Genomic DNA, 21,235 nt, shown 5'->3' with positions numbered 1-21,235 from the left:
TCAGTTGATCACGAGGGGCGGTCGGTGCTCCGGCGGGTCGGGAACTGGGCGCCGGGCTGCGCCAGCGTCGAGCGGGCGCGCAGGCCGACCGGGTCCGGCGCGGGCTCGGCGGCGGCGTACGGCGCCTCGTCGAGCCGCGAGCTGACGTACGCGGCCCCGGCCCGGTCGTCGTCCGACGGCGCGGCGAGCAGCGCGTAGACGAGCCCGACCACGCCGAAGACCACTGCCAGCACGATCGGCACCAGCAGACCGCTCACCTCGGTGCCGGATGCCGGGCCGCGGCTCTCGTGCAGGTGCACCGACAGCGCGCTCATGCCGGTGAAGTGCATTCCGTTGACCGCGATGCCCATGACCAGCGCCGAGGCGGCGATGGCGAGCGCGCGCCGGACGGTCATCGCCAGCCAGAGCGCCACGGTGGCGGCCACGATCGCGATGACCACCGACAGCGTCACCCGCAGCGGGTCGTAGCCGAGTGAGCCGTCCAGGCGCATGGCGGCCATGCCGGTGTAGTGCATGGCGGCCACCCCGGCGCCGGTGAAGAACCCGCCGGCGAGCAGCCGGGGCGCGGCGAGCCGGCCGGTGCCCACGATCGCCAGCCCGATGCCGACCGACGCCACCGCGATCGCCGTGCTGGCGGCCGTCAGCGGCACGTCGTAGCGGATCCGGGTGCCGCCGACGGCGAAGCCGAGCATCGCCATGAAGTGCATGGCCCAGATGGCCGTGCCGCCCAGCGCCCACGCGGCGAGCAGGCCCCACCAGGCGCGCTGACCGGCACTGGTGGCGGTCCGGATCCGTCCGGCGCAGACCAGCCCGAGCGCCGAGCCGAGCACGGACAACGCGTAGCTGAGCGCGGGTGTGATCCACCCGTACTCAAAGTGATTGATCTCGCCCACGACGCCCTTCCCTCACCATCGGCCGAGCGCGACCCACGGCGCCCCGGGCAATGATGGGATAGGCCCTGACCAGGGCGCACATCGGCCCCCCGACAATTCGTGGGGTGGCAGCGCCGTGACGCAGCGGTGCGTCGGTTTCCGGAAACCGATGACCGAAAGTGACCGTTAGGCGGAGGCGTGGTAGGCCAGCACGCCCCGGTTGACCGCCGCGATGGCCTGCCGGGCGGTGCCGCGCAGCTCGGCCGAGGCGCCACCCGAGTCGGCGACCTGCCCGAGCAGGTCGACCACCTGGCGCGCCCAGCGGACGAAGTCGCCCGCCGGCATCTCCCCATCGATCTGATGGCCGCTGGCCAGCACCTTCGCCAGCGCCTCGCCGCGCGCCCACCGGTAGATCGGCCAGGCGAAGCCGAGATCCGGCTCCCGGGTCACGGCCAGGCCGCGCGCCGCCTCGTCCGCCTCGATGTCGCCCCACAGCTTGAGCGTCTCGTCGACCGCGTCGGCCACCGCGCCGCGCGGCAGCGACGCCCGCTCGTCGACGTCCCGCCGGGCCTCGAAGACCACCACCGACACGGCGGCGGCCAGCTCGGCCGGGGACAGGCCGTCCCACACCCGGCGGCGCAGGCACTCGGCCACCAGCAGGTCCGCCTCGGTCCAGATCCGGGCCAGCATCCGCCCGGCGTCGGTGACCTCGCCGTCGGCGGCCAGGTAGCCGCGCGCCGTCAGCAACGCGACGATCCGGTCGAAGGTACGGGCCAGCGAGCCGGTCCGCCCGGACACCCGCTGACGCAGCTCCTCGGTGTCGCGTTCCAGCCGGCGCCGCCGCTCCGCCCAGCGGGCGTGCTCCTCCCGGTCCGGGCAGGCGTGACACGGGTGCGCGCGCAGCTCCACGCGGAGCTGGCTGAGCCGGTGGTCCTCGCCCACCGCCTGACGGGACCGGCCGCCCCGGCGGCCGCCGTGCCGGTCCAGGCCGGTGCCGCTGACCGCGGCGGCCAGATCCCGCCGGGCCGCGGGCGAGCGGTGGTTGAAGTGCTTCGGCACCCGGATGCGGGTGAGCACCTCGGCCGGGGTGGTGAAATCACCGGGGGTGACCCGCCCGGCCCAGCGGTCCTGGGTGAGGACCAGCGGCCGGGGCTCGCCGAACCCGCCGGTGGCCGGGTCCAGCACCACCGCCAGGCCGGCCCGCCGCCCGGACGGCACCCGGATCACGTCACCGACCCGCAGCCGCTCCAGCGAGGCGACGGCCGCCGCCTTGCGCTGGGTCTGCCCCTGACGGGCGATGGCCCGTTCCCGGTCGGCGATGGCCACCCGCAGCGCGAAGTACTCGTCGAAGTCGCCGTGGTGGCAGGCGGCCTCCACGCCGTACGCGTCGATGGTCTCGGTGTTGCGCTGCACCTGCCGGGCCAGGCCGACCACCGACCGGTCGGCCTGGAACTGCGCGAACGAGGACTCCAGGAGCTCCCGGGCCGGCGCCGCGCCGACGCTGCCGACCAGGTTGACGGCCATGTTGTACGACGGCCGGAAGCTGGAACGCAGCGGGTAGGTGCGGGTGGAGGCGAGCCCGGCGACGTGCCGGGGGTCGGTCTCCGGCGACCAGACGACCACCGCGTGGCCCTCCACGTCGATGCCCCGGCGACCGGCCCGGCCGGTGAGCTGGGTGTACTCGCCGGGGGTGAGGTCGACGTGGGCCTCTCCGTTGAACTTCACCAGACGCTCCAGCACCACGCAGCGGGCCGGCATGTTGATGCCCAGCGCGAGCGTCTCGGTGGCGAAGACGGCCTTGACCAGCCCGCGGACGAACAGCTCCTCGACGACCTCCTTGAACGCCGGGAGCATGCCGGCGTGGTGCGCGGCCAGGCCGCGCTCCAGGCCGTCGAGCCACTCCCAGTAGCCGAGCACCGACAGGTCCTCGCCGGGGATGGCGGTGACCCGCGACTCGACCACCCGGCGGATCTCGGCGCGTTCGTCCGGGGAGGTCAGGCGCAGCCCGGCGGCGAGGCACTGCTGCACGGCGGCGTCGCAGCCGGCCCGGCTGAAGATGAACAGGATGGCCGGGAGCAGCCCCTCCCGGTCGAGCCGGTCGACGATGTCCGGGCGCATCGGGCCCCGCCAGCGAGGGCCGCGCCGCCCGCCCCCGGGGCCGGCGCTGCGGCCCTCGCCCAGCTCCAGACGGCGCATCGTGTCGCGGGTGTAGCGCAGCAGCTCGGGGTGCACGTCGTGCTTGCGGGCCGCGTCGGCGTCGTGGAACAGGTCGAACATCCGCTTGCCGACGAGCATGTGCTGCCACAGCGGCACCGGCCGGTGCTCGGAGACCACCACGGCGGTCTCTCCGCGTACGGTGACCAGCCAGTCCGCGAACTCCTCGGCGTTGGAGACGGTGGCCGACAGCGACACGAGCGTGACCGACTCGGGCAGGTGGATGATCACCTCTTCCCAGACCCCGCCGCGGAACCGGTCGGCCAGGTAGTGGACCTCGTCCATCACCACGTACGCCAGGCCCTCCAGCGTCGCCGAGCCGGCGTAGAGCATGTTGCGCAGCACCTCGGTGGTCATCACCACCACCGGCGCGTCGCCGTTGATCGCGTTGTCGCCGGTGAGCAGGCCGACGTGCTCGGCGCCGTAGCGGTCCACCAGGTCGTGGTACTTCTGGTTGGACAGCGCCTTGATCGGCGTGGTGTAGAAGCACTTGCGCCGGGTCGCGGGCGCGTCGCCGCCGGGCCGGCCGCGCAGCGCCAGGTGCACCGCGAACTCACCCACCACGGTCTTGCCGGCGCCGGTGGGAGCGCAGACCAGCACGCCGCTGCCCCGCTCCAGCGCCTCGCACGCCTCGCGCTGGAAGTCGTCGAGATCGAACCCGAGATCCAGCGAGAATTCGTCCAGGGCCGGGAAGGCGGAGGCCTGCGCGGCCCGGCGGCGCGCCGCGGCGTACCGCTCGGCGGGGCTCGACATGGATCCAAGATTAATCGGTGCCGCCGAGGAGTACCGGTCAAGGCCATCCGGCAGGACGGTCGGAGCGGTCGGTAGGGTGCACGACGTGCCGGACCGTACCGAACTGCCCCACGTCTCGAGCGGCGCCGACGACGCCGTCCGCCCGGGCCCGTCCCGCCGGCCCGTGGAGGCGGTGCTCTTCGACTTCCACGGCACCCTCGCCCAGGTGGAGGAGCCGCTGGCCTGGGTGCTCGCCGCCGCGGCCGCCTGCGGCGCCGAGCTGGACCGCATCCGGGCCACGTCGCTGGCCGACCGGCTGCTCACCGCCGGGCGTGCCGGTGGCCCGCTGCCGGCACGGGTGCCGCCCCGGCTGGCCGAGCTGTGGGCCGACCGGGATCTCTACCCGCACGCGCACCGGGGCGCGTACACCGGGCTGGCCGAGACCGTGGACACCGGCATCGACGGGTTCGCCGACGCGCTCTACGAGCGGGTGCTGGTGCCCGAGGGCTGGGTGCCGTACCCGGACACCGCTCCGGTGCTGGGTGCCCTGCGCTCCGCCGGAGTGAAGGTGGCGGTGGTCAGCAACATCGGTTTCGACCTGCGGCCGCTGTTCGCCGCCTGGGACCTCGACGCGCTCGTCGACGCGTACGCGCTGTCGTACGAGGTGGGGCGCTGCAAGCCGGACCCGGGCATCTTCCTGCGCGCCTGCGGGATGCTCGGCGTGGACCCGGAGCGCACGCTCATGGTGGGCGACACCCCGGCCGACGCGGGCGCGGTGGCGGCCGGGTGCGGGGTGCTGGTGCTGCCCTGCGCCGACGCGGGCCGCCCGAACGGACTCGGCGCGGTGCTGGACCTGGCCGGGGCCGGCTGAGCGTTCACCTGCCCAGCGGCGCGAACCCGCCGCGGCGCACCGGATACCGTCAGGGGCATGACCGGTGCCCACCCCTTGCCGCCGCGTGCGCCGGGACGGCTCGGCGGGGTCGCGCTGGTACTCGGCGGGGCGCTGTCGGTGCAGTTCGGCTCCGCGCTCGCCGCGCTGCTGTTCCCGCGTGCCGGGGTGGCCGGGGCGGTGACGTTGCGGCTGACCATCGGCGCGCTGCTGATGCTCGTGGTCTGCCGCCCCCGGGTACGCGGGTACGGGCGACGCGACTGGGCGGCGGTGCTGGCGTTCGGGCTGGCCCTGGCCGGCATGAACTCGATCTTCTACCAGGCGATCGAGCGGATCCCGCTCGGCCCGGCCGTCACGCTTGAGGTGCTCGGCCCGCTGGCGCTGTCCGTGATCGCCGCGCGCCGGATGGCCGCCTGGTGCTGGGCCGCGCTGGCGCTGGCCGGGGTGGTCCTGCTCGGGCAGGGCGGGTTCGACCGGCTCGACCCGGCCGGCGCCGCGCTGGCGCTGACGGCGGGCGCCATGTGGGCCGCGTACATCGTCTGCTCGGCGCGGATCGGCGCGCGGTTCCCCGGCGCCGACGGGCTGGCCCTCGCTCTGACCGTCGCGGCGCTGCTCACGCTGCCGTTCGGGCTGGCCGACGGCGGCGGTCGCCTCGCCGACCCGGTGGTGCTGGGACTCGGTACCGGGCTGGCGCTGCTCGCCTCGGTGCTGCCGTACAGCCTGGAGCTGGCCGCGCTGCGGCGGCTGCCGACCGCGACGTTCGCGGTGATGATGAGTCTCGGTCCGGCGATCGCCGCCGTGGCCGGCTGGCTGGTCCTCGGCCAGGCGCTGCGCCCGGTCGAGGTGCTCGCCATCGCGCTCGTGGTCGCCGCGAGCGCCGGCGCGGTCCGCGCCGCCGCGCCGCCGCCTTCTCCCGCGCCGCCGGCCGTTCCCGGCGTGCCGTCCGAGGCGGACCCGGCGGTGGTCAGCGCAGCAGCCGCAGCGCCGCCGGCACCGCGGTGACGGTCACCGGCAGGTCGAAGGAGCGTTCCCCGTCGGCGTACGTGGTGATGCCGTCGGCGGACAGCTCCACCGTCCGCGCCCGGTAGACGCGCGCCAGCGGGTGCGTGACGTGGGTGCCCTGGTAGATCTGCGGCTTGACCCGCATCAGCGTGCGCCTGTCGAACCGGCCGCCGACCACCACGTCCAGCAGGCCGTCGTGCGGGTCGGCGTCCGGGCAGATCCGCATGCCGCCGCCGTAGCTGGCCGTGTTCCCCACCGCGACGAGCACCGCGTCGACCTCCTGCGCCTCCCCGTCGAGGACCAGCCGGTAGCGACGTGGCCGCAGCCGGGCCAGCTCCACCACGATCGCCAGGTCGTACCGGCGCGGGCCGCGCGGCCAGCGCATCCGGTTGGCGCGTTCGTTGACGATCGCGTCGAAGCCGGCCGCGAGCACCGCGCCGAACCAGCGGTCCGCCTCGCCGGGCCGGGACAGCCGCGCCAGGTCGACCGGGCGGGTGTGGCCGGCGGCGAGCGCCGCGGTGATCACCTCGACGGCGGCCGTCGGGTCGGCCGGGAAGCCGGTCTCCACCGCGAAGTCGTTGCCGGTGCCCGCCGGGACCGGCCCGAACGCCACGGCCGTGCCGGCGACCGCCTGCATCGCCCGGTGCACAGTGCCGTCGCCGCCCACCGCGACGAGCGCCCCGGCGCCGCCGGCGACCGCGGCGTGGCACGCCGCCTCCGCCTCCTCGGGGGTACGCGCGCGCAGCAGCTCGACCGGGCGGCCGGCTCCGGCGAGGCGCTCCAGGATCCCGGGCAGCAGACCGCGGTGCCGCCCCCGGCCCGCGGTCGGGTTGGCGAGCACGGCGACGGGGCCGGACGGGACATGATCGTGCGCGGTCACGGCGAGCACCGTACGGCACGGCTCGCGCCGCCCACCAGAGCCAGGTCACACGGCGGGCGGGCGGCACACGCCGACGGCGCCCGGCAGGGGGTGCCGGGCGCCGTGGCGGGGGTGGTTCAGGGGAGGTCGATCGGGCGCAGCACCCGGTCCACCGCGTGCGCGATCTGCTTGTTGCCCTTGTTGATGTCGTACCGCACCACCTTGGCGTTGCGGTCGCTGGTGTCGGCGTCGACCAGGCGCACCTCACGGCCGTACCAGCAGCGCTTCACGTCCACCTCGACGGTGGCGCCGAGCGCGGTGGTCAGGTCCGCGCCGTCGGCCTTCAGCGCCGCCTTCCGGTCGATCGTCGCGCCGGGCACGACGTGGTAGAGCAGGACGTCCTCCACGGTGTCCACGCCCAGGCCGGCGACCGCCTCGAACGCGGCCTTCTCACCGGGCAGCTTCTTCGCGGCGGTGATGTCCCGCACCAGCTCGCGGAACGCGTAGTCGTTCGGCACGAACGCGGTCAGCGCGACGGTGCCGTCGGTGAGCACCTTCACCGGCGAGTCCGGCTTGGCCTGCAGCACCGTCAGGACCGCCTTCGTGAGGACGTCGAAGTCCCGCGAGTTGCGGTCGAAGCCGCTCTTGTCGGCGGTGAGCACGGCGGCCAGCGACCGCGTACCCGGCTGCTTGGCACCGGCCTGGGCGGGCACGGCGACGGCGGTGGTGGCCACCGCCGCCGCGGTGGCGCCCACGGCCAGCCGGGCGGCGAGACGAGCGATGTTCATCGGGGAGCCTTTCGTCGAAGCGACCAGGTCCGTGACTGTCGTCACGACCATTGCTTCGCCCGGACCGTCCCCGGTGGATGCACCCGGATCGACCGACTTCGGATCGACGTCCCTGTGCCTCAGCGGACCACCAGCGGCTTGCTCACCGACGGCACGCCGTCGCCCTTGACCTTCAGCGACCAGTCCCCCGCCGCGCCCAGCGTCACCACCGTCTCGGCGGTGCCGTTGGCCCCGGCCTTCATCTCGGCGACCCGCTTGCCCTCGGGGTTGAGCACGTACAGCGTCCGGGCCCCGGCGGTCTTGTTCGTCACCTTGAACGCGATCTTCTCGCCGGGCTCGGCGATCAGGGCGTCCACGCCGGTCATCGCGTCGTCGGTCAGCTCGATCGTCACCGAGCGGTCGTAGGCCACCTCGGCGGCGGCGCTGGCGAGGTTGCCGTCGTCGGAGACGGTGATCTTGGTCCGGACGCCGTCGCCCTGCCGGCCCGGCTTGCAGGCCACCTCGTACGTGCCGGTCTGCAGCGAGGCGCGCAGGTCACCGGTACGGCCCGCCGGCACGTCCGCGACCTCGGCGATCACCTTGGTGAAGGCGTCGCCCTCCCGGCCGTAGACGTAGACCCCGGTGGCCTGCCGGCCCCGGTTGGTGACGGTGAAGGTGACGGTGCCCGGGGTGAACAGCGTGGTGGTGACCTCGCAGCTGGTGTCGGTGGCTGTCACCGGCACCTGCTGGCCTTTCGGCGCGGGCTCGTCGTCACCGCAGGCGGTGAGCGCGGTGGCCGCGCAGAGGACGGTCAGGACGGCGGCGGTACGGCTCTTCATCGGGCTCTCCGGAGCGCAGGTCAGACGGGCTGACCGGAACGGGGGCGCCGACGCACCCCGGCACACCGCCCGGGGGGCTCGGCGGAGTCAGCAGAGTCTAAGCGGGTACGGCGTCCCGGCAAGGCCCGAGGGCGATCCGATCTGCCCGCGCACCGGGGCGGTCCGCGCGACCGGCATGATGGCGGGCATGCGGCTGGTCTCCCTGCTCCCCTCCGCCACCGAGATCGCGTACGCGCTCGGCCTCGGCGACGACCTGGTCGGCGTCACCTTCGAGTGCGAGGTGCCCGCCCGCCACCGGTCGGGCACCACAGTGGTCGTCGGCGGCCGGGACACCCGGGGTATGAGTCCCGGCGACATCGACGCGTACGTCCGGGCGCAGGTCGCGGCCGGTGCAGACCTCTACACGCTGCACGCCGGCGCGCTGGCCGGGCTGGACCCGGACCTGATCCTCACCCAGGACCTGTGCCGCGTCTGCGCGCTGCCGTCCGGCCGGGTCGCCGACGCCGTGGACCACCTGGGATGCCGGGCCGACGTGCTGTCGCTCGACCCGTACACGCTGGACGACGTGCTGGAGTCGATCCGCGCGGTGGGCGCGGCGGCCCGGGTGCCGGACCGCGCGGAGGCGCTGGTCGACGGCCTGCGCGCCCGGCTCGCGGCGGTCGGCGCGGCGGTGGCGGGCCGGCCCCGGCCACGGGTCGCGGTTGTCGAATGGGTGGACCCGCCGTTCGGCGCCGGGCACTGGATCCCGGACCTCGTCGACGTCGCGGGTGGCGAACCGGTGGCCACCCATCGCGGCGCCCGGTCCACGCCTACCACCTGGGAGGCCCTGCGGGCCGCCCGCCCGGAGGTGGTGCTGGTGGCGCCGTGCGGGTTCCGTCTCGACGGCGCGGCCGAGCAGGCCGCCGCGGTGGCCGGGCGTTTCCCGGACGCGCAGGTGTGGGCGCTGGACGCGGACGGGCTGATCGTGCGCGCCGGCCCGCGCCTGGTCGACGGCGCCGAGACGATAGCCGCGATCCTGCACCCCGACGCGGTCCCCCCACCCCACCCCGAAGCAGCCCGCCACATCCCCTGACCACCCACCGCCCCGACCCCGTCGCCCCAGCCCCGCCACCCCAGCCTCGTTGATCTTGCAGCTGCGGCCCGGTCAAGCCGCTCATATCGGGCGTTCGAGGGGCGCCAAGTCCATGATCGACGCGGGACAGGGCGTCAGCGTCCTCGGCGGGCGGCGGTGGGCGGCTGGGAAGACGCGGACGCCGTCCCCGTGAGGCGGGGACGGCGTCCGGCGGTGAGCGGGGTCGGTCAGGTCATGTCGTCGTAGCGGCGCTCGATCGGCTTCGGGGCGACGATCGGCTCGGGTGCGCCGATGGGCTCGGACGCCTCGATCCGGCCGCCGGCGGGCACCGGCTCGTCCGACAGGTCAAGCGGTGACACCTCGTCGTCGGCGATGCCGGCGTAGACCTCACGCCCGCGACCGCGCCGCTTGTCGTTGAGGAACGCCACCCCCACCGCGGCGAAGTAGAGCGCGCAGAGGCAGATCGCCAGCGCGGTCATGCCGAACGGGTCGGGTGTCGGCGTGACCACGGCGGAGAACGCGAAGAACACGAACACCGCCACCCGCCACCAGCTCAGCAGCCGCTTGGCGCTGGCCAGGCCGACGAAGTTGAGCATCAGCACGATCAGCGGGAACTCGAACGCCACACCGAACAGCAGGATCAGGTTCGTGACGAACGAGATGTAGCGGGTCACCTCGAGGTTGGTCGCGATGTCGTCGCCGGAGATGTCGAGCAGGAACTCGAGCCCCTTGGTGGTGACGAAGAACGCCAGCACCGCGCCGGCCGCGAACAGCGGGGCCGCCAGGGCGGTGAAGACGTATGCGTACCGCCGCTCGTGGCGGTGCAGGCCGGGCGCGATGAACGCCCAGAGCTGGTAGAGCCAGATCGGCGCGGCGATGATCAGGCCCACCCAGAGGCCGATCTTGAGGTTCAGCAGGAAGACGTCGGCGACGCCGAGCTGCACGAACTTGCACTTGCCCGTCGCCGCGTCGAACGACTGCGGCAGGTCGCAGTAGGGCTTGGACAGCAGCACCCGGACCGGCTCGGCCAGCCAGATGCCGAAGCCGAAGCCGACCAGGATCGCCAGCGACGCCCGGAACAGCCGGTTGCGCAGCTCACGGATGTGCTCGATGAGCGTCATCGAGCCGTCGGCCGCGCGCGCGAAGCTGCTCGGGCCGCGCTTCTTCAACCCGAAGGCCACGGTGGTTGAGGCCCTCTCGGATCAGTTCTCGCGGACGCGCTGCACCGGGTCGGCCGGCGGGGCCACGGGCTGCTGCGGCTGCGGCTGCGGCTGCGGCGCGTACGGCTGCTGCTGGGCGTACTGCTGCTGGCCCTGGGCGTACGGCTGCTGCTGCACGTGCCCCTGCTGCGGCGGGAGCGGCTGGTAGCCGGACTGCGCGTCGGCCTTCTCGGCGAGATCGCGGTCGTCGTCGTGCAGGCTCTTGGTCTCGGCCTTGATGATCCGCAGCGAGCGGCCCAGCGAGCGGGCCGCGTCGGGGAGCCGCTTCGCGCCGAACAGCAGGATCAGCACGACCACGAGTACGGCGATGTGCCACGGCTTGAGGGCACCCATGGGAAGCTCCAGTCGCTCTGTGTCGGTGAGGGTGGGTCGTCGCCCATCGTACGTGTGTCGCAGCGGCTTGCCACCCCCGCGGGCCTGCTCGTGCGGGCCCGATCGGTGAAGTTTCGACCAACCCGAAGTGTCCCGTCAACCGTCCAGGTCCGCGCATTTCTGCGCGCAACCGCCCGGGAACGCGCAGCCGACGCTCACCGGGCCGATCGGCGTCGATCAGTCGCCGCGCTTGGCCTTGATCAACATGATCCGCTCCTGCGCGACCGCCGCCCGCTCCTGGAGCGACTCGGCCCGCGCCTGCAACTGCTCGGCGGCCGACCGCAGCGACTCGGCCTCGACCGCCCGGCGCTGCAACGCCAGCGCGGAACGGCGCAGCCCCGGCAGGCGGCTCACCACCGGACGGATCGCCAGGGCCAGTACGACCAGCGCGAACACCACGACCCCGAGCACGATCCACGTCACCACGGCGGTCAGCCTATCGGGTGCCGCCGACGGCTGCCGGGTCGGCGCTGCCGGCCGGGGTGGCGTACGCGTCGAGCGCGGCCACGGCCTGGGCGCGTACCTGCTCGGCCAGCTCGGCCGGGGCCACCACAGTCACCTCCGGGCCCAGCCCGAGCACGAACCGCCGGGCCCACCCGAGGTCGGTGACGCGCAGCGACACCAGCCACTGCTCGCCGTCGGCCTCGACCCGCTCGCACGGATAATATTCGGTGATCCACCGCTCGCCCCGGCCGATCCGCAGCGTGATCAGCGGCAGGTCCGCCGACGGGCGGAACACGCCGTCGCTGAGATCGTGCGGGCGGGCCTGCGGCGGCACCACCGCCTGCTCCGGCAGCTCGGTCACCGCGTCGATCCGGTCGGCCCGGAACAGGCGTACCCCCTCGGCGCGGCGGCACCACGCCTCCACGTACGCCCGGCCGCCGACCATCAGCATCCGCAGCGGGTCGATGGTGCGTTCGGTGGTCTCGTCCCGCGCCGGGGTGTAGTAGGTGATCCGCAGCGCCCGGCCGCGCTCGACGGCGGCGCGCAGCTCGCGTACCCGGGCGCTGTCGCCGGGCAGGCGGACCTCGACCGGCGCGCCGGCCAGGTCACCGGCGGCATTCTCGATCTTGGCGAGCGCCCGTTCGACCGCCTCCCGGTTGGCCACGCCGGGCGTCTCGGCGATCATCCGCAGCGCCACCACCAGGGCCAGGGCCTCGTCCGGGGTCAGCCGCAGCGGGCGGTCGATCCCGGCGTCGTAGGTGATGGTGACCCGGTCGCCGTCGAACGCCATGTCGATCAGGTCGCCGGGGCCGTAGCCGGGCAGCCCGCACACCCAGAGCAGTTCCAGGTCCTCCCGGAGCTGCTTCTCGGTCACTCCGAGGTCGTGCGCCGCCTCGGCGATCTCGATGCCGGGGCGGGCCAGCAGGTAGGGCACCAGGTTGAGCAGCCGGGCCAGCCGGTCGGCGGAGGCACGGCCCGCGCGGGACGCCGGGCGGGTCACCGGGCACCTCCGGTCACTGCCAGCTCGTCGTGCCGGGCGGCGACCTCCTTGAGCCGCTGGATGACCGCCTCCCGTACCTCCGGTGGCTCCAGGACCCGGACGTCCGGGCCGTACCCGACGATCTGGCCGGCCAGGTAGTCGGCGTCGGCGTACGGCAGCACCAGCCGGTCGCCGTCGGGGCCGGCCTGGCACTCGACGGCCCAGCGGCGCAGCCCGGCGGCACGGCCCGGCGTGGCCAGCACCGTGGCCCGGCCGGTGCGTTCCACCGGCCCGGACCAGCGGGCCACATGGCTGATCAGGTCGACCCCGGCGGGCGGCTCGTAGGCGCCCGGCTCGCCGGTCGCCCGGACCGTGCCGACCACCCGCGACAGCCGGAAACAGCGGGTCGCCGCCCGGTCCAGGTCGTGGCCGACGACATACCACCGGCCGCGCCAGCAGACCACGCCCCACGGTTGCACCCGGCGGCGGGTGGGCGCGTCCCGGTCCGGCACGCGGTAGTCGAAGCTGACCTCGCGCCGGTCCCGCGCGGCGGCGGTGAGCGGCGCGAACGCCGGGTCGACGGTGACCATCGGCTCCAGGCCCAGGGTCGCCTGCGGGTCGACGTCGATGCCGGCGGCGCGCAGCTTCGCCAGCCCCGACGACGCGGCGGCGGCCAGCCCGGCGTGCTGCCACAGCCGGGCGGCGATGCCCACGGCCGCGGCCTCGTCCGGTTCGAGCGGGATGTCGGGCAGCGCGTACGCGCGCGGCGCGATCCGGTAGCCCGGCTCGGCGTCGAAGACGCTCGCCGTGCCCGTCTCCAGCGGCACGCCCAGCTCACGCAGCTCGGCCTTGTCGCGCTCGAACTTGCGCTGGAACGCCTCGTGGTCCTTGGCGTCGTCCGGGTCGTGCTCGTAGCCGGGCACGGTCGCGGCGATCTGCGCGGCGGTCAGGAAGCGTCGCGTCGACAGCAGGCAGATCACCAGGTTGACCAGGCGTTCGGTACGGGTCCGGGACACGCCCAAACGCTAGCAGCCCGCGCGTCCGGCGCGGGCACCCGCGCGGCGCGGCGCGGGGGTCTTCCCACCCGGCGGCGGGCATCGACCGGTCATAGGGTGGATCGCATGGCGGAACCGGAGGTCAAGACCGAGAGCGTCGGCACTGTCGTGGTGGCCGGCGCGGCGAACCTCGCCATCGCGGTCGCCAAGCTGGTCGCGGGCCTGATCTCGGGCTCCGCGGCGATGCTCTCCGAGGCCGCCCACTCGCTCGCCGACACCACCACCGAGGTGCTGCTCTACCTGGCGCTGCGCCGCGGCGCGCGGCCCGCCGACACCCGGCACCCCTTCGGGTACGGCAAGGAGAGCTACGTCTGGGCGTTCCTCGCCGCGCTGTTCACCTTCGTCGCCGGTGCGGGCTTCGCCGTCACGCACGGCGTCACCACCATCCTGGTGCACGAGCACAGCGGCGAATACCTCGTCGCGTACGTGGTGCTGGCGGTCTCCTTCGCGATCGAGTCGGTGTCGCTGGCCCGGGCGGTCCGGCAGGTGCGCGGCGAGTCACGCCGCTGGGGCACCACCCCGCGCCGCTATCTGCGCCTGACCGCCGACACCACCGTCAAGGCCGTCTTCCTGGAGGACAGCGCCGCGCTGATCGGCCTGCTGATCGCCGCCGGCGGGCTCACCCTGTCGCACCTGACCGGCGACGAACTGTACGACGGCGTCGCCTCGATCCTCATCGGCGTACTGCTGCTGGTGGTCGCCGTCGTGCTGGCGCGCAGCAACATCTCGCTGCTGGTCGGCCGCTCCGTCTCCGACCGGCTGCACCGGCGCATCGAGCGGGAGCTGACGGACGTGCCGACGGTGGACCACGTCGACACCCTGATGACCATGTTCCTCGGTCCCGACGACATCCTCGTCGCCGCCAAGGTCGACTTCCGTGACGACGCCACCGGCGCCGACATCGAGGCCGCCGCCGACGAGGCCGAACGCCGGCTCACCGGGCACTTCCCGGAGATCGCGTACGTCTTCCTCGACCCCACCCGGTCCGGTTCGGCCGGCCGGACCGCCCGCACCACCCAGGACGAGGCGGGCCGCCCGGTCGACGACCGGAACCCCTGACCCGCCCGGGAGCCGTCCCGGCGGCGGCCGATACGGTGCACCGCATGGTGCGATGGCGGTCCGGCACGGTCACGGCGGTACGGCGACGGTGGGCCGGCGCTGTCGAACTCGACGTCGACCTGCCCGACGGCGCCCGGATGCGCGCCCTGGCCTACCCGGCCCTGGTCGGCGAGCCCGAACCCGGCGACCGGGTGCTGCTCAACGCCGGCGCGCTGCTGATGGGCCTCGGCACCGGCGGCTACGCGCTGGTCGTGGCGCTGCCCGACCGGCTGCCGCCGGACCCGCCGCAGGCCGGTGACAGCCGCGACGCCGGGCACCTGGTCAAGGCCCGCTACACGCCGCTGCAACCGATCCTCCTCGGCGTGGACGAGGAGGCGTCGCCGCACCACGACCGGCTGGCCGCCGCGGACTCGGTCGACGGCATGCCGGTGGTCACCGCCGATCTGCACTCCGCGCTGCCGGCGATCCTGGCCGGTGTACACGCCGACGCGCCCGACGCCCGGGTGGCGTACGTGCTGACCGACGGTGGCGCGCTGCCGGCCTGGTTCTCCCGCACCCTGGCCGGGCTGTCCGGGCACCTCGCCGGCACGGTCAGCGTGGGCCAGGCGTTCGGCGGTGACCTGGAGGCGAGCACACTGCACAGCGGCCTGCTCGCCGCCCGGCACGTGCTCGACGCCGACCTGACGATCGTCGCCCAGGGGCCGGGCAACCTCGGCACCGGCACCCGCTGGGGCTTCTCCGGCGTCGCGGTCGGCGAAGCAGTGAACGCGGTCGCCACGCTGGGCGGGCGCCCGGTCGGCTCGCTGCGCATCTCCGACGCCGACGCCCGCCCCCGGCACCGTGGCGTCTCCCACCACAGCCTGACCGCGTACGGCCGGGTCGCGCTGGCCCCCGCGGAGCTGGTCGTGCCGGACGGCCTCGCCCCCGGCCTGGCCGCGGAGGTCGCCGCGGCGCTGACACCGCTGGCCGACCGGCACCGCATCGTCACGGTGCCTGCCGACGGCCTCGACGCGGCGCTGCGGGCCACCCCGGTCGGCCTGTCCACGATGGGCCGGGGCCTGGACGCCGACCACGCCTACTTCCTGGCCGCCGCCGCCGCCGGCCGGTACGCGGCCCGCCTGCTCGGCTGAGCCGCGCCGCCGTCAGATCGCCAGGTAACCGTTCGCGACGAGGTGGTCGGCGGCTCGCGCGTACGCCTCGGGATCCCGCGGCGTCCAGGTGCCCAGACCGTCGACGTAGCGGTTGAACATGCAGAACGCGGCGGCGATCAGCACCGTGTCGTGGATCTCCAGGTCGGTGGCGCCCTCCGCGCGGGCCGCCTCGACCAGTTCGGTGGTGACCTCCCGGCCGCTGCGGCGCACCGCGGCGGCGATGTGCAGCAGTGCCCGCAGCCTGGCGTCGACCGGGGCCGTGCCGACGTCCGCGCGCACCTGGTCGACCAACGGCATCCCGGCGGGCAGCTGCGCGGCGGCGAAAGCCGCGTGCGACGAACAGCAGAAGTCGCAGTCGTTGAGGCCGGAGACGTACGCCGCGATCAGCTCCCGCTCGCCCGGCGTCAGCGTGGGATGCGGCGCGCGCAGCAGCACCTCCGCCAGCTCGCCCAGCGGCTTCGCCGTCTCCGGCCGGAACCGCAGCGGCCCTCGGATGCCCGGATGTGCCTTCTCGTCCAGCCCGAGATCGATGTGTGCGATGACGTCACGCTCCCTGTCCGTGCCGGCGGTGCCGGCGGCCTCGCCGTCCAGAGTGCCGTCACCGCCGGCGCCGGAGAAGACGCCGGAGACAGGTCAGCATGATGGAAGAACCAGGGCCCTGCCCGGCCTCCCCATACTTGCCGGGTACTCGACTCCGGCCCCACCACTCCCCACTGACAGGCGTCGTTCCCGGCTGCCCGGGGGACGCGTGCGGCCGCCGTTTAGGAGGCCCCTCATGGCACTGCGACAGTTCCCGGACGCGACCCCCGACGCCGGGATCTCCCCCCATCGCCCCCGGCACCGGCTCCGACTCGCCCTGGTCAGCGCGGCAGCCGGCGTGCTGCTGGCCGTCCTGTGGTCGTTCGAGCTGGTCGACAAGGTCATCGGCGACAACGTCGCGAACACCGTGCTGGGCCACGACGCCAAGGAGACCGCCATCACCGGCACCGTCGCCGGATTGCTCTTCGCCTTCGTCTCCGGCTTCGCCGGCACCTTCACCGCCTGCAACATCGCCGTCGCGGCCTCGGTCGGGCCGATGAGCCAGGTCTCCGGCGCCGACCCGGCCGGTGGCACCCGGCAGGCGCTGCGTGCCCTGCTGCGCCCGGTCGGCTGGCTGACCCTCGGCATGGTCGCCGTCTCGGCGAGCTACGGCGTCGTCGGCGTGCTGGCCGGCGACCGGCTGCCCCAGCTGTCCACCGACGTGGTCGGCGGCGTCCCGGTACGCCTCATCCAGTCGTCGGTCGTCTTCGGCGTCATCGGACTCGCCCTGACCTACCTCGGACTCGCCGCGCTCAAGCTGGTGCCGGACGTCTTCGCGCACCGGCCCGTCGCCCGGGTGGTGACGATCGGCGCGCTCGTCGGCGGTTTCCTCGTCGGCCGGCCCTACCCGATGTTCAACAAGCTGTTCCACTGGGCCGTCGACACCGGCAACCCGCTCTACGGAGCGCTGGCGTTCACGCTCCAGTCGCTGGGCAACATCGTGCTCGTCACAGTCGTCTTCGCGGTCGCCGTGGCGATCAGCCGGGGACGCTTCCTCGCATGGATGGCCGACCCCCGCCGCGCCGCCGTGGTCACCGGAGCGCTGCTCGTCGCGCTCGGCGTCTTCACAGTCGTCTACTGGGACGTGCGGGTGCCTGCGCTGTTCGGCTTCGGCTGGTTCCCCCGGATGCCGTACAACTGACCGGCCCGGAACTCAGCCGAGGAACAGGATCAGCCCGAGCCAGGCGCCCACGATCAGCACCAGCGCCGCCGCCAGCACCCAGGTCGGCACCGTGTAGTCGCCGCGCCTGTTGCGCTCGATCTCGGCGCGGATCTTCTCCCGCCGGCGGTCGATCCAGTTGAGCTTCTCGGTGCCGTCACGGTCCGAGGACGTCTCGCGGCCGGACCCACCGGCGGATTCGGAAGTGTTCATCGCGACGCCAGCGTACCTGTGGACGGGCGGCCGGTGCCGGGCACCGGCCGCCCGCACGATCACATGCTGGCGATCAGCCGCTCCACCCGCTCGTCGTAGGCCCGGAACGGGTCCTTGCACAGCACCGTGCGCTGCGCCTGGTCGTTCAGCTTCAGGTGCACCCAGTCCACGGTGAAGTCGCGCCGCTTCTCCTGGGCGTGGCGGATGAACTCGCCGCGCAGCCGCGCCCGGGTCGTCTGCGGCGGCGTCTCCTTCGCCTCGAAGATCTCCGGGTCGGTGGCCACCCGGTCCACCTCACGACGGCGCTCCAGCAGCCCGTACAGGCCGCGCCCGCGCCGCAGGTCGTGGTAGGCCAGGTCCATCTGCGCCACCCGCGGGTGCGACAGCGGCAGGTCGTGCTTGCGCTGGTAACGCTCGATCAGCTTCAGCTTGGTGACCCAGTCGATCTCGCGGGCCACCGGGTCCAGGTCGCCGGTCTCGACCGCGCGCAGCACCCGGCCCCACAGGTCGACCACCCGCTTCGCGGTCTGGTCGCCGCCCCGGCGCTCCACGAACTCCGTCGCCTTGGCCAGGTATTCCTGCTGGATCTCCAGCGCCGAGACCTCCTTGCCGGAGGCCAGCCGCACCTTGCGCCGGCCGGTGATGTCGTGCGACACCTCGCGGATGGCCCGGATCGGGTTCTCCAGCGTCAGGTCGCGCATCACCACGCCGGCCTCGATCATCCGCAGCACGATGTCGGCGGTGCCGACCTTCAGCAGCGTGGTGACCTCGTTCATGTTCGAGTCACCGACGATCACGTGCAGCCGGCGGTAGCGCTCGGCGTCCGCGTGCGGCTCGTCGCGGGTGTTGATGATCGGCCGGCTGCGGGTGGTCGCCGACGAGACACCCTCCCAGATGTGCTCGGCCCGCTGGGACAGGCAGTAGACAGCGCCGCGCGGCGTCTGCAGCACCTTGCCCGCGCCGCAGATCAACTGCCGGGTGACCAGGAACGGGATGAGCACGTCGGCGAGCCGGCCGAACTCGCCGTGCCGGGACACCAGATAGTTCTCGTGGCAGCCGTACGAGTTGCCGGCCGAGTCGGTGTTGTTCTTGAACAGGTAGATCTCGCCCGCGATGCCCTCGTCGTGCAGCCGCTTCTCCGCGTCGACGAGCAGGCCCTCCAGGATCCGCTCACCGGCCCGGTCGTGTGCCACCAGGTCGGTCACCGAGTCGCACTCCGGAGTCGCGTACTCCGGGTGCGAACCGACGTCGAGATAGAGGCGGGCGCCGTTGCGCAGGAACACGTTGCTCGACCGGCCCCACGACACCACCCGCCGGAACAGGTACCGCGCGACCTCGTCGGGGGACAGTCGGCGTTGCCCGCGATAGGTGCAGGTGACGCCGTACTCGGTTTCGAGGCCGAAGATTCGCCGCTCCATGATGAGACATTAGCCGCCCGGAGCCTCCGATGGGCAGCGCCGACGCTCGCCGCTTGCGATCTCCCCCGCGCAGATCGGCGAGGTGGCGGCATCCGTACGCGAAAAACCCCGCCACCTCGGCGAGGTGGCGGGGTCCGCGACGGTCGTCACTCGGCGGGCTTGTCCTCCGCGTTGCCCTCCAGATCGGCCGAACCCGCCGACGTGGTCGGCTTCTTCGCCTCCTCCGTCGGCACGGTCGGCGTCTTCGCCCGGCCCGGCGCGGGCGCGGTGTCGGCCTCGGCGTCGCCCTCCAGCAGCGCGGTGAGCGCCGCGCCGGTCACCCGCCGGAACGTACGCCCCACCCGGCGCCGGTCCAGGACCGCCACCTCCAGCTGGTTCGCGGCGATCGTGCGGGCCGCCCCGCCCTCGCCGCCGACGCTGCTCAGCGCCTTCATGGCGGCGCGGACCGCCTCCGACAGCGACATCTCCGGCCGGTGCTCGTTCTTCAGCACCCCGCTGATCGCCTCGGCCTGACCGCCCATCGCCATCCGGCCCGGCTCGTCGTTCACCGAGCCGTCGTAGGTCACCCGGTAGAGGGAGTCGTCCTCGGCGGTGGCGCCCACCTCGGCCACACAGATCTCCACCTCGAACGGCTTCGACTGCTCCGTGAAGATCGCGCCCAGCGTCTGCGCGTACGCGTTGGCGAGCGCCAGGCCGGTCACGTCCCGGCGGTCGTAGCTGAGCCCGTTGAGGTCGGCCATCCGCACGCCCGCGCGGCGCAGGTTCTCGAACTCGTTGTACCGGCCGACAGCGGCGAAGCCGATCCGGTCGTAGATCTCGCTGACCTTGTGCAGCGTGCTGGACAGGTTCTCGGCGACGAAGAGCACCCCGCCCTCGTAGCTCAGGACCACCGCGCTGCGGCCCCGGGCGATGCCCTTGCGGGCCAGCTCGGAGCGGTCGCGCATGATCTGCTCGGGCGAGGCGTAGAACTGCATGGCCACGGCGGCGGTTCTCCTTCTGCGGGACTGCTGACTCGGTGGACGGTGGGAGCGGCCTCAGCCGCCGGGGTTCTCCATCCGGCCGGACACCACGCTCTCCGCGATCGCCGCCGTCTCGGCGTCGGTGAGCCGGTGGGTGCCCTCGGCGGTCGCGGTCATCACGACCGGGTAGATCCGCCGGGTCAGGTCGGGGCCGCCGGTGGCGGTGTCGTCGTCCGCCGCGTCGTAGAGCGCCTCGACCGCCAGCCGCGTCGCGTCCTCGACCGACAGGCCGGCCCGGAACCGCTTCTTCAGCGCGGACTTGGCGAACAGCGAACCGGAGCCGATGGCGTCGTAACCGGTCTCCTCGTACGGGCCGCCGGTCACGTCGAAGCTGAAGATCCGCCCGGCCCGCTGCGGGTCGCTCGCGGCCAGGTCGAAGCCGGCGAACAGCGGGATCACGGCGAGGCCCTGCATGGCCGCGCCCAGGTTGCCGCGGATCATCGACGCCAGCCGGTTGGCCTTGCCGTCGAGCGAGAGCATCGCGCCCTCGATCTTCTCGTAGTGCTCCAGCTCCACCTGGAACAGTCGCATCAGCTCGATGCCGATGCCGGCGGTGCCCGCGATGCCGACGAGCGAGTACGCGTCGGCCGGGTGCACCTTCTCGATGTCGCGCTGGGCGATCAGGTTGCCCATCGTGGCGCGCCGGTCGCCGGCCATGACCACACCGCCGGCGGCCGAGATGGCCACGATGGTGGTCGCGTGCGGCGCCATGTCGGCGGCCATGCCGGGCGGCAGCGGCCGACGGCCGGGCAGCATCTCGGGGGCCACCTTGCTCAGGAACGCTGTGAAGGAGGACGTCCCCGCGTTGGTGAACACATCTGGAAGACGCCCGGATGGATCAAAACCCGCTGCCACGTGGTTCCTCTCAGGTACGTGATCGCCCCGGCCGGCCCCACGGGAGCGTCCCGGGACCGGCCAAGACCACCGTTGCAGTTGAAGCAGATTATCCCGCGCACCCGTTCGGTGCGATCATCGTGGTGCCGGCGGTCGACGGCCTGCCCTTCGCCCTGACGGGTGAAACGGACATATGCCTCACTGGCCGCCCTTTTGTACATATCCTCGGACGAACTCCTCGGCGTTCTCCTCCAGGACGGAGTCGATCTCGTCGAGCAGGTCGTCCACGTCCTCGGTGATCTCGGCGTGCCGCTCAGCCACCTCGGGGTTGGCCTCCGCGGTGACCTCCTCGACCTCCTCGCGGGACTTGCCGGACTGGGTCTGCCCACCCTCTTGCGTCGCCATGGTGGTGCCTCCTCCACGATCGCCTGCGATCAACTTACCTCGCGGGAGCGACGAAAGGCCCGTCGCGTGCCCGTTTCCGGCA

23 protein-coding genes are annotated in these 21,235 nt (G+C 73.6%); 6 read left to right on the top strand and 17 right to left on the bottom strand.

The genetic code is table 11. The features are described from left to right. Nucleotides 1-8: 8 nt before the first annotated feature. Nucleotides 9-893 carry an MHYT domain-containing protein gene (locus FB454_RS21205; RefSeq protein ID WP_145823327.1) on the bottom strand — a complete coding sequence of 295 codons (885 nt, stop codon included), beginning with the start codon at nt 891-893 and terminating at the stop codon, nt 9-11. 165 nt (nt 894-1,058) lie between these two features. After that, nucleotides 1,059-3,839, bottom strand: coding sequence for a DEAD/DEAH box helicase (locus FB454_RS21200; RefSeq protein WP_145823326.1), 2,781 nt, complete (start codon nt 3,837-3,839; stop codon nt 1,059-1,061). Between the two features lie 85 nt (nt 3,840-3,924). On the opposite strand from FB454_RS21200, the gene FB454_RS21195 reads away from it, so the two are divergent. Next, on the top strand, nt 3,925-4,689 hold the full coding sequence (locus FB454_RS21195; protein WP_145823325.1) for an HAD family hydrolase: 765 nt from the start codon (nt 3,925-3,927) through the stop codon (nt 4,687-4,689). A 57-nt stretch (nt 4,690-4,746) separates the two neighbouring features. After that, a complete protein-coding gene (locus FB454_RS21190) occupies nt 4,747-5,709 on the top strand; it encodes an EamA family transporter (protein WP_145823324.1) in 963 nt (320 codons plus the stop codon). Here the strand turns inward: FB454_RS21190 and FB454_RS21185 are convergent. From FB454_RS21185 to FB454_RS21175, 3 genes are all read right to left on the bottom strand, one after another. Continuing rightward, complete coding sequence (locus FB454_RS21185) at nt 5,672-6,589, bottom strand: diacylglycerol kinase family protein (protein WP_486485436.1); 918 nt, start codon at nt 6,587-6,589, stop codon at nt 5,672-5,674. The two genes, FB454_RS21190 and FB454_RS21185, sit on opposite strands and share 38 nt — an antisense overlap. 116 nt (nt 6,590-6,705) lie before the next feature. Then, entirely contained in the window at nt 6,706-7,356 is a 651-nt protein-coding gene (locus tag FB454_RS21180; protein WP_240322358.1) for a fasciclin domain-containing protein, read from the bottom strand. Nucleotides 7,357-7,475: 119 nt separating this feature from the next. Then, entirely contained in the window at nt 7,476-8,174 is a 699-nt protein-coding gene (locus FB454_RS21175) for a hypothetical protein (RefSeq protein WP_013286121.1), read from the bottom strand. 187 nt (nt 8,175-8,361) lie between these two features. Between FB454_RS21175 and FB454_RS21170 the strand changes: the two genes are divergently transcribed. Then, nucleotides 8,362-9,246, top strand: a complete 885-nt coding sequence (locus FB454_RS21170; protein ID WP_036311557.1) for an ABC transporter substrate-binding protein — start codon at nt 8,362-8,364, stop codon at nt 9,244-9,246. Between the two features lie 227 nt (nt 9,247-9,473). Here FB454_RS21170 and tatC read toward each other — a convergent pair whose 3' ends face one another. From tatC to FB454_RS21145, 5 genes are all read right to left on the bottom strand, one after another. Continuing rightward, nucleotides 9,474-10,427: a twin-arginine translocase subunit TatC gene (tatC, locus tag FB454_RS21165; protein WP_145823322.1), complete on the bottom strand. Its 954-nt coding sequence runs from the start codon at nt 10,425-10,427 to the stop codon at nt 9,474-9,476. A gap of 21 nt (nt 10,428-10,448) precedes the next feature. After that, complete coding sequence (tatA, locus tag FB454_RS21160; RefSeq protein ID WP_145823321.1) at nt 10,449-10,799, bottom strand: Sec-independent protein translocase subunit TatA; 351 nt, start codon at nt 10,797-10,799, stop codon at nt 10,449-10,451. A 216-nt stretch (nt 10,800-11,015) separates the two neighbouring features. After that, a complete protein-coding gene (locus FB454_RS21155) occupies nt 11,016-11,264 on the bottom strand; it encodes a hypothetical protein (protein WP_013286117.1) in 249 nt (82 codons plus the stop codon). Between the two features lie 10 nt (nt 11,265-11,274). Next, nucleotides 11,275-12,282 (bottom strand): helix-turn-helix transcriptional regulator, encoded by a 1,008-nt coding sequence (locus FB454_RS21150; RefSeq protein ID WP_013286116.1) that lies wholly within the window; start codon nt 12,280-12,282, stop codon nt 11,275-11,277. Then, entirely contained in the window at nt 12,279-13,277 is a 999-nt protein-coding gene (locus tag FB454_RS21145) for a helix-turn-helix transcriptional regulator (protein WP_013286115.1), read from the bottom strand. The genes FB454_RS21150 and FB454_RS21145 overlap by 4 nt, the downstream gene beginning before the upstream one ends. A 105-nt stretch (nt 13,278-13,382) precedes the next feature. On the opposite strand from FB454_RS21145, the gene FB454_RS21140 reads away from it, so the two are divergent. Then, nucleotides 13,383-14,375 (top strand): cation diffusion facilitator family transporter, encoded by a 993-nt coding sequence (locus tag FB454_RS21140; protein WP_013286114.1) that lies wholly within the window; start codon nt 13,383-13,385, stop codon nt 14,373-14,375. A gap of 44 nt (nt 14,376-14,419) precedes the next feature. Further along, on the top strand, nt 14,420-15,505 hold the full coding sequence (locus FB454_RS21135) for a DUF3866 family protein (protein WP_123111237.1): 1,086 nt from the start codon (nt 14,420-14,422) through the stop codon (nt 15,503-15,505). Nucleotides 15,506-15,517: 12 nt separating this feature from the next. On the opposite strand, the gene FB454_RS21130 is transcribed toward FB454_RS21135, so the two are convergent. Beyond that, entirely contained in the window at nt 15,518-16,066 is a 549-nt protein-coding gene (locus tag FB454_RS21130) for a carboxymuconolactone decarboxylase family protein (protein WP_013286112.1), read from the bottom strand. 235 nt (nt 16,067-16,301) lie between these two features. Here FB454_RS21130 and FB454_RS21125 point away from each other — a divergent pair, with 235 nt between their 5' ends. Further along, a complete protein-coding gene (locus tag FB454_RS21125) occupies nt 16,302-17,246 on the top strand; it encodes a hypothetical protein (RefSeq protein ID WP_013476946.1) in 945 nt (314 codons plus the stop codon). Nucleotides 17,247-17,258: 12 nt separating this feature from the next. Here FB454_RS21125 and FB454_RS21120 read toward each other — a convergent pair whose 3' ends face one another. From FB454_RS21120 to FB454_RS21095, 6 genes are all read right to left on the bottom strand, one after another. Continuing rightward, nucleotides 17,259-17,477 (bottom strand): hypothetical protein, encoded by a 219-nt coding sequence (locus FB454_RS21120; protein WP_013286110.1) that lies wholly within the window; start codon nt 17,475-17,477, stop codon nt 17,259-17,261. Nucleotides 17,478-17,536: 59 nt separating this feature from the next. After that, complete coding sequence (gene pafA, locus FB454_RS21115; RefSeq protein ID WP_013286109.1) at nt 17,537-18,895, bottom strand: Pup--protein ligase; 1,359 nt, start codon at nt 18,893-18,895, stop codon at nt 17,537-17,539. A gap of 146 nt (nt 18,896-19,041) precedes the next feature. Then, on the bottom strand, nt 19,042-19,875 hold the full coding sequence (gene prcA / locus FB454_RS21110) for a proteasome subunit alpha (RefSeq protein ID WP_013476947.1): 834 nt from the start codon (nt 19,873-19,875) through the stop codon (nt 19,042-19,044). Nucleotides 19,876-19,929: 54 nt separating this feature from the next. Beyond that, nucleotides 19,930-20,769, bottom strand: a complete 840-nt coding sequence (gene prcB / locus FB454_RS21105) for a proteasome subunit beta (protein WP_176739678.1) — start codon at nt 20,767-20,769, stop codon at nt 19,930-19,932. After that, nucleotides 20,688-20,969 carry an endonuclease domain-containing protein gene (locus FB454_RS21100; protein ID WP_145823320.1) on the bottom strand — a complete coding sequence of 94 codons (282 nt, stop codon included), beginning with the start codon at nt 20,967-20,969 and terminating at the stop codon, nt 20,688-20,690. Before FB454_RS21100 ends, prcB begins: the two co-directional genes overlap by 82 nt. Next, nucleotides 20,947-21,153 (bottom strand): ubiquitin-like protein Pup, encoded by a 207-nt coding sequence (locus FB454_RS21095; protein ID WP_013286106.1) that lies wholly within the window; start codon nt 21,151-21,153, stop codon nt 20,947-20,949. Before FB454_RS21095 ends, FB454_RS21100 begins: the two co-directional genes overlap by 23 nt. Nucleotides 21,154-21,235 lie beyond the last annotated feature (82 nt).

The sequence above is a fragment of the Micromonospora sp. CNZ297 genome (assembly GCF_007827625.1).
This window is presented reverse-complemented; position numbering and strand designations above follow the sequence as displayed.

Coding starts and splice junctions, on each gene's coding strand:
- FB454_RS21120 (WP_013286110.1), bottom strand. CDS start 17,477: ATGAACACTTCCGAATCCGCCGGTGGGTCCGGCCGCGAGACGTCCTCG.
- FB454_RS21125 (WP_013476946.1), top strand. CDS start 16,302: ATGGCACTGCGACAGTTCCCGGACGCGACCCCCGACGCCGGGATCTCC.
- FB454_RS21190 (WP_145823324.1), top strand. CDS start 4,747: ATGACCGGTGCCCACCCCTTGCCGCCGCGTGCGCCGGGACGGCTCGGC.
- FB454_RS21200 (WP_145823326.1), bottom strand. CDS start 3,839: ATGTCGAGCCCCGCCGAGCGGTACGCCGCGGCGCGCCGCCGGGCCGCG.
- FB454_RS21170 (WP_036311557.1), top strand. CDS start 8,362: ATGCGGCTGGTCTCCCTGCTCCCCTCCGCCACCGAGATCGCGTACGCG.
- FB454_RS21180 (WP_240322358.1), bottom strand. CDS start 7,356: ATGAACATCGCTCGTCTCGCCGCCCGGCTGGCCGTGGGCGCCACCGCG.
- tatA (WP_145823321.1), bottom strand. CDS start 10,799: ATGGGTGCCCTCAAGCCGTGGCACATCGCCGTACTCGTGGTCGTGCTG.
- FB454_RS21100 (WP_145823320.1), bottom strand. CDS start 20,969: ATGTACAAAAGGGCGGCCAGTGAGGCATATGTCCGTTTCACCCGTCAG.
- FB454_RS21175 (WP_013286121.1), bottom strand. CDS start 8,174: ATGAAGAGCCGTACCGCCGCCGTCCTGACCGTCCTCTGCGCGGCCACC.
- FB454_RS21140 (WP_013286114.1), top strand. CDS start 13,383: ATGGCGGAACCGGAGGTCAAGACCGAGAGCGTCGGCACTGTCGTGGTG.
- FB454_RS21135 (WP_123111237.1), top strand. CDS start 14,420: ATGGTGCGATGGCGGTCCGGCACGGTCACGGCGGTACGGCGACGGTGG.
- pafA (WP_013286109.1), bottom strand. CDS start 18,895: ATGGAGCGGCGAATCTTCGGCCTCGAAACCGAGTACGGCGTCACCTGC.
- FB454_RS21095 (WP_013286106.1), bottom strand. CDS start 21,153: ATGGCGACGCAAGAGGGTGGGCAGACCCAGTCCGGCAAGTCCCGCGAG.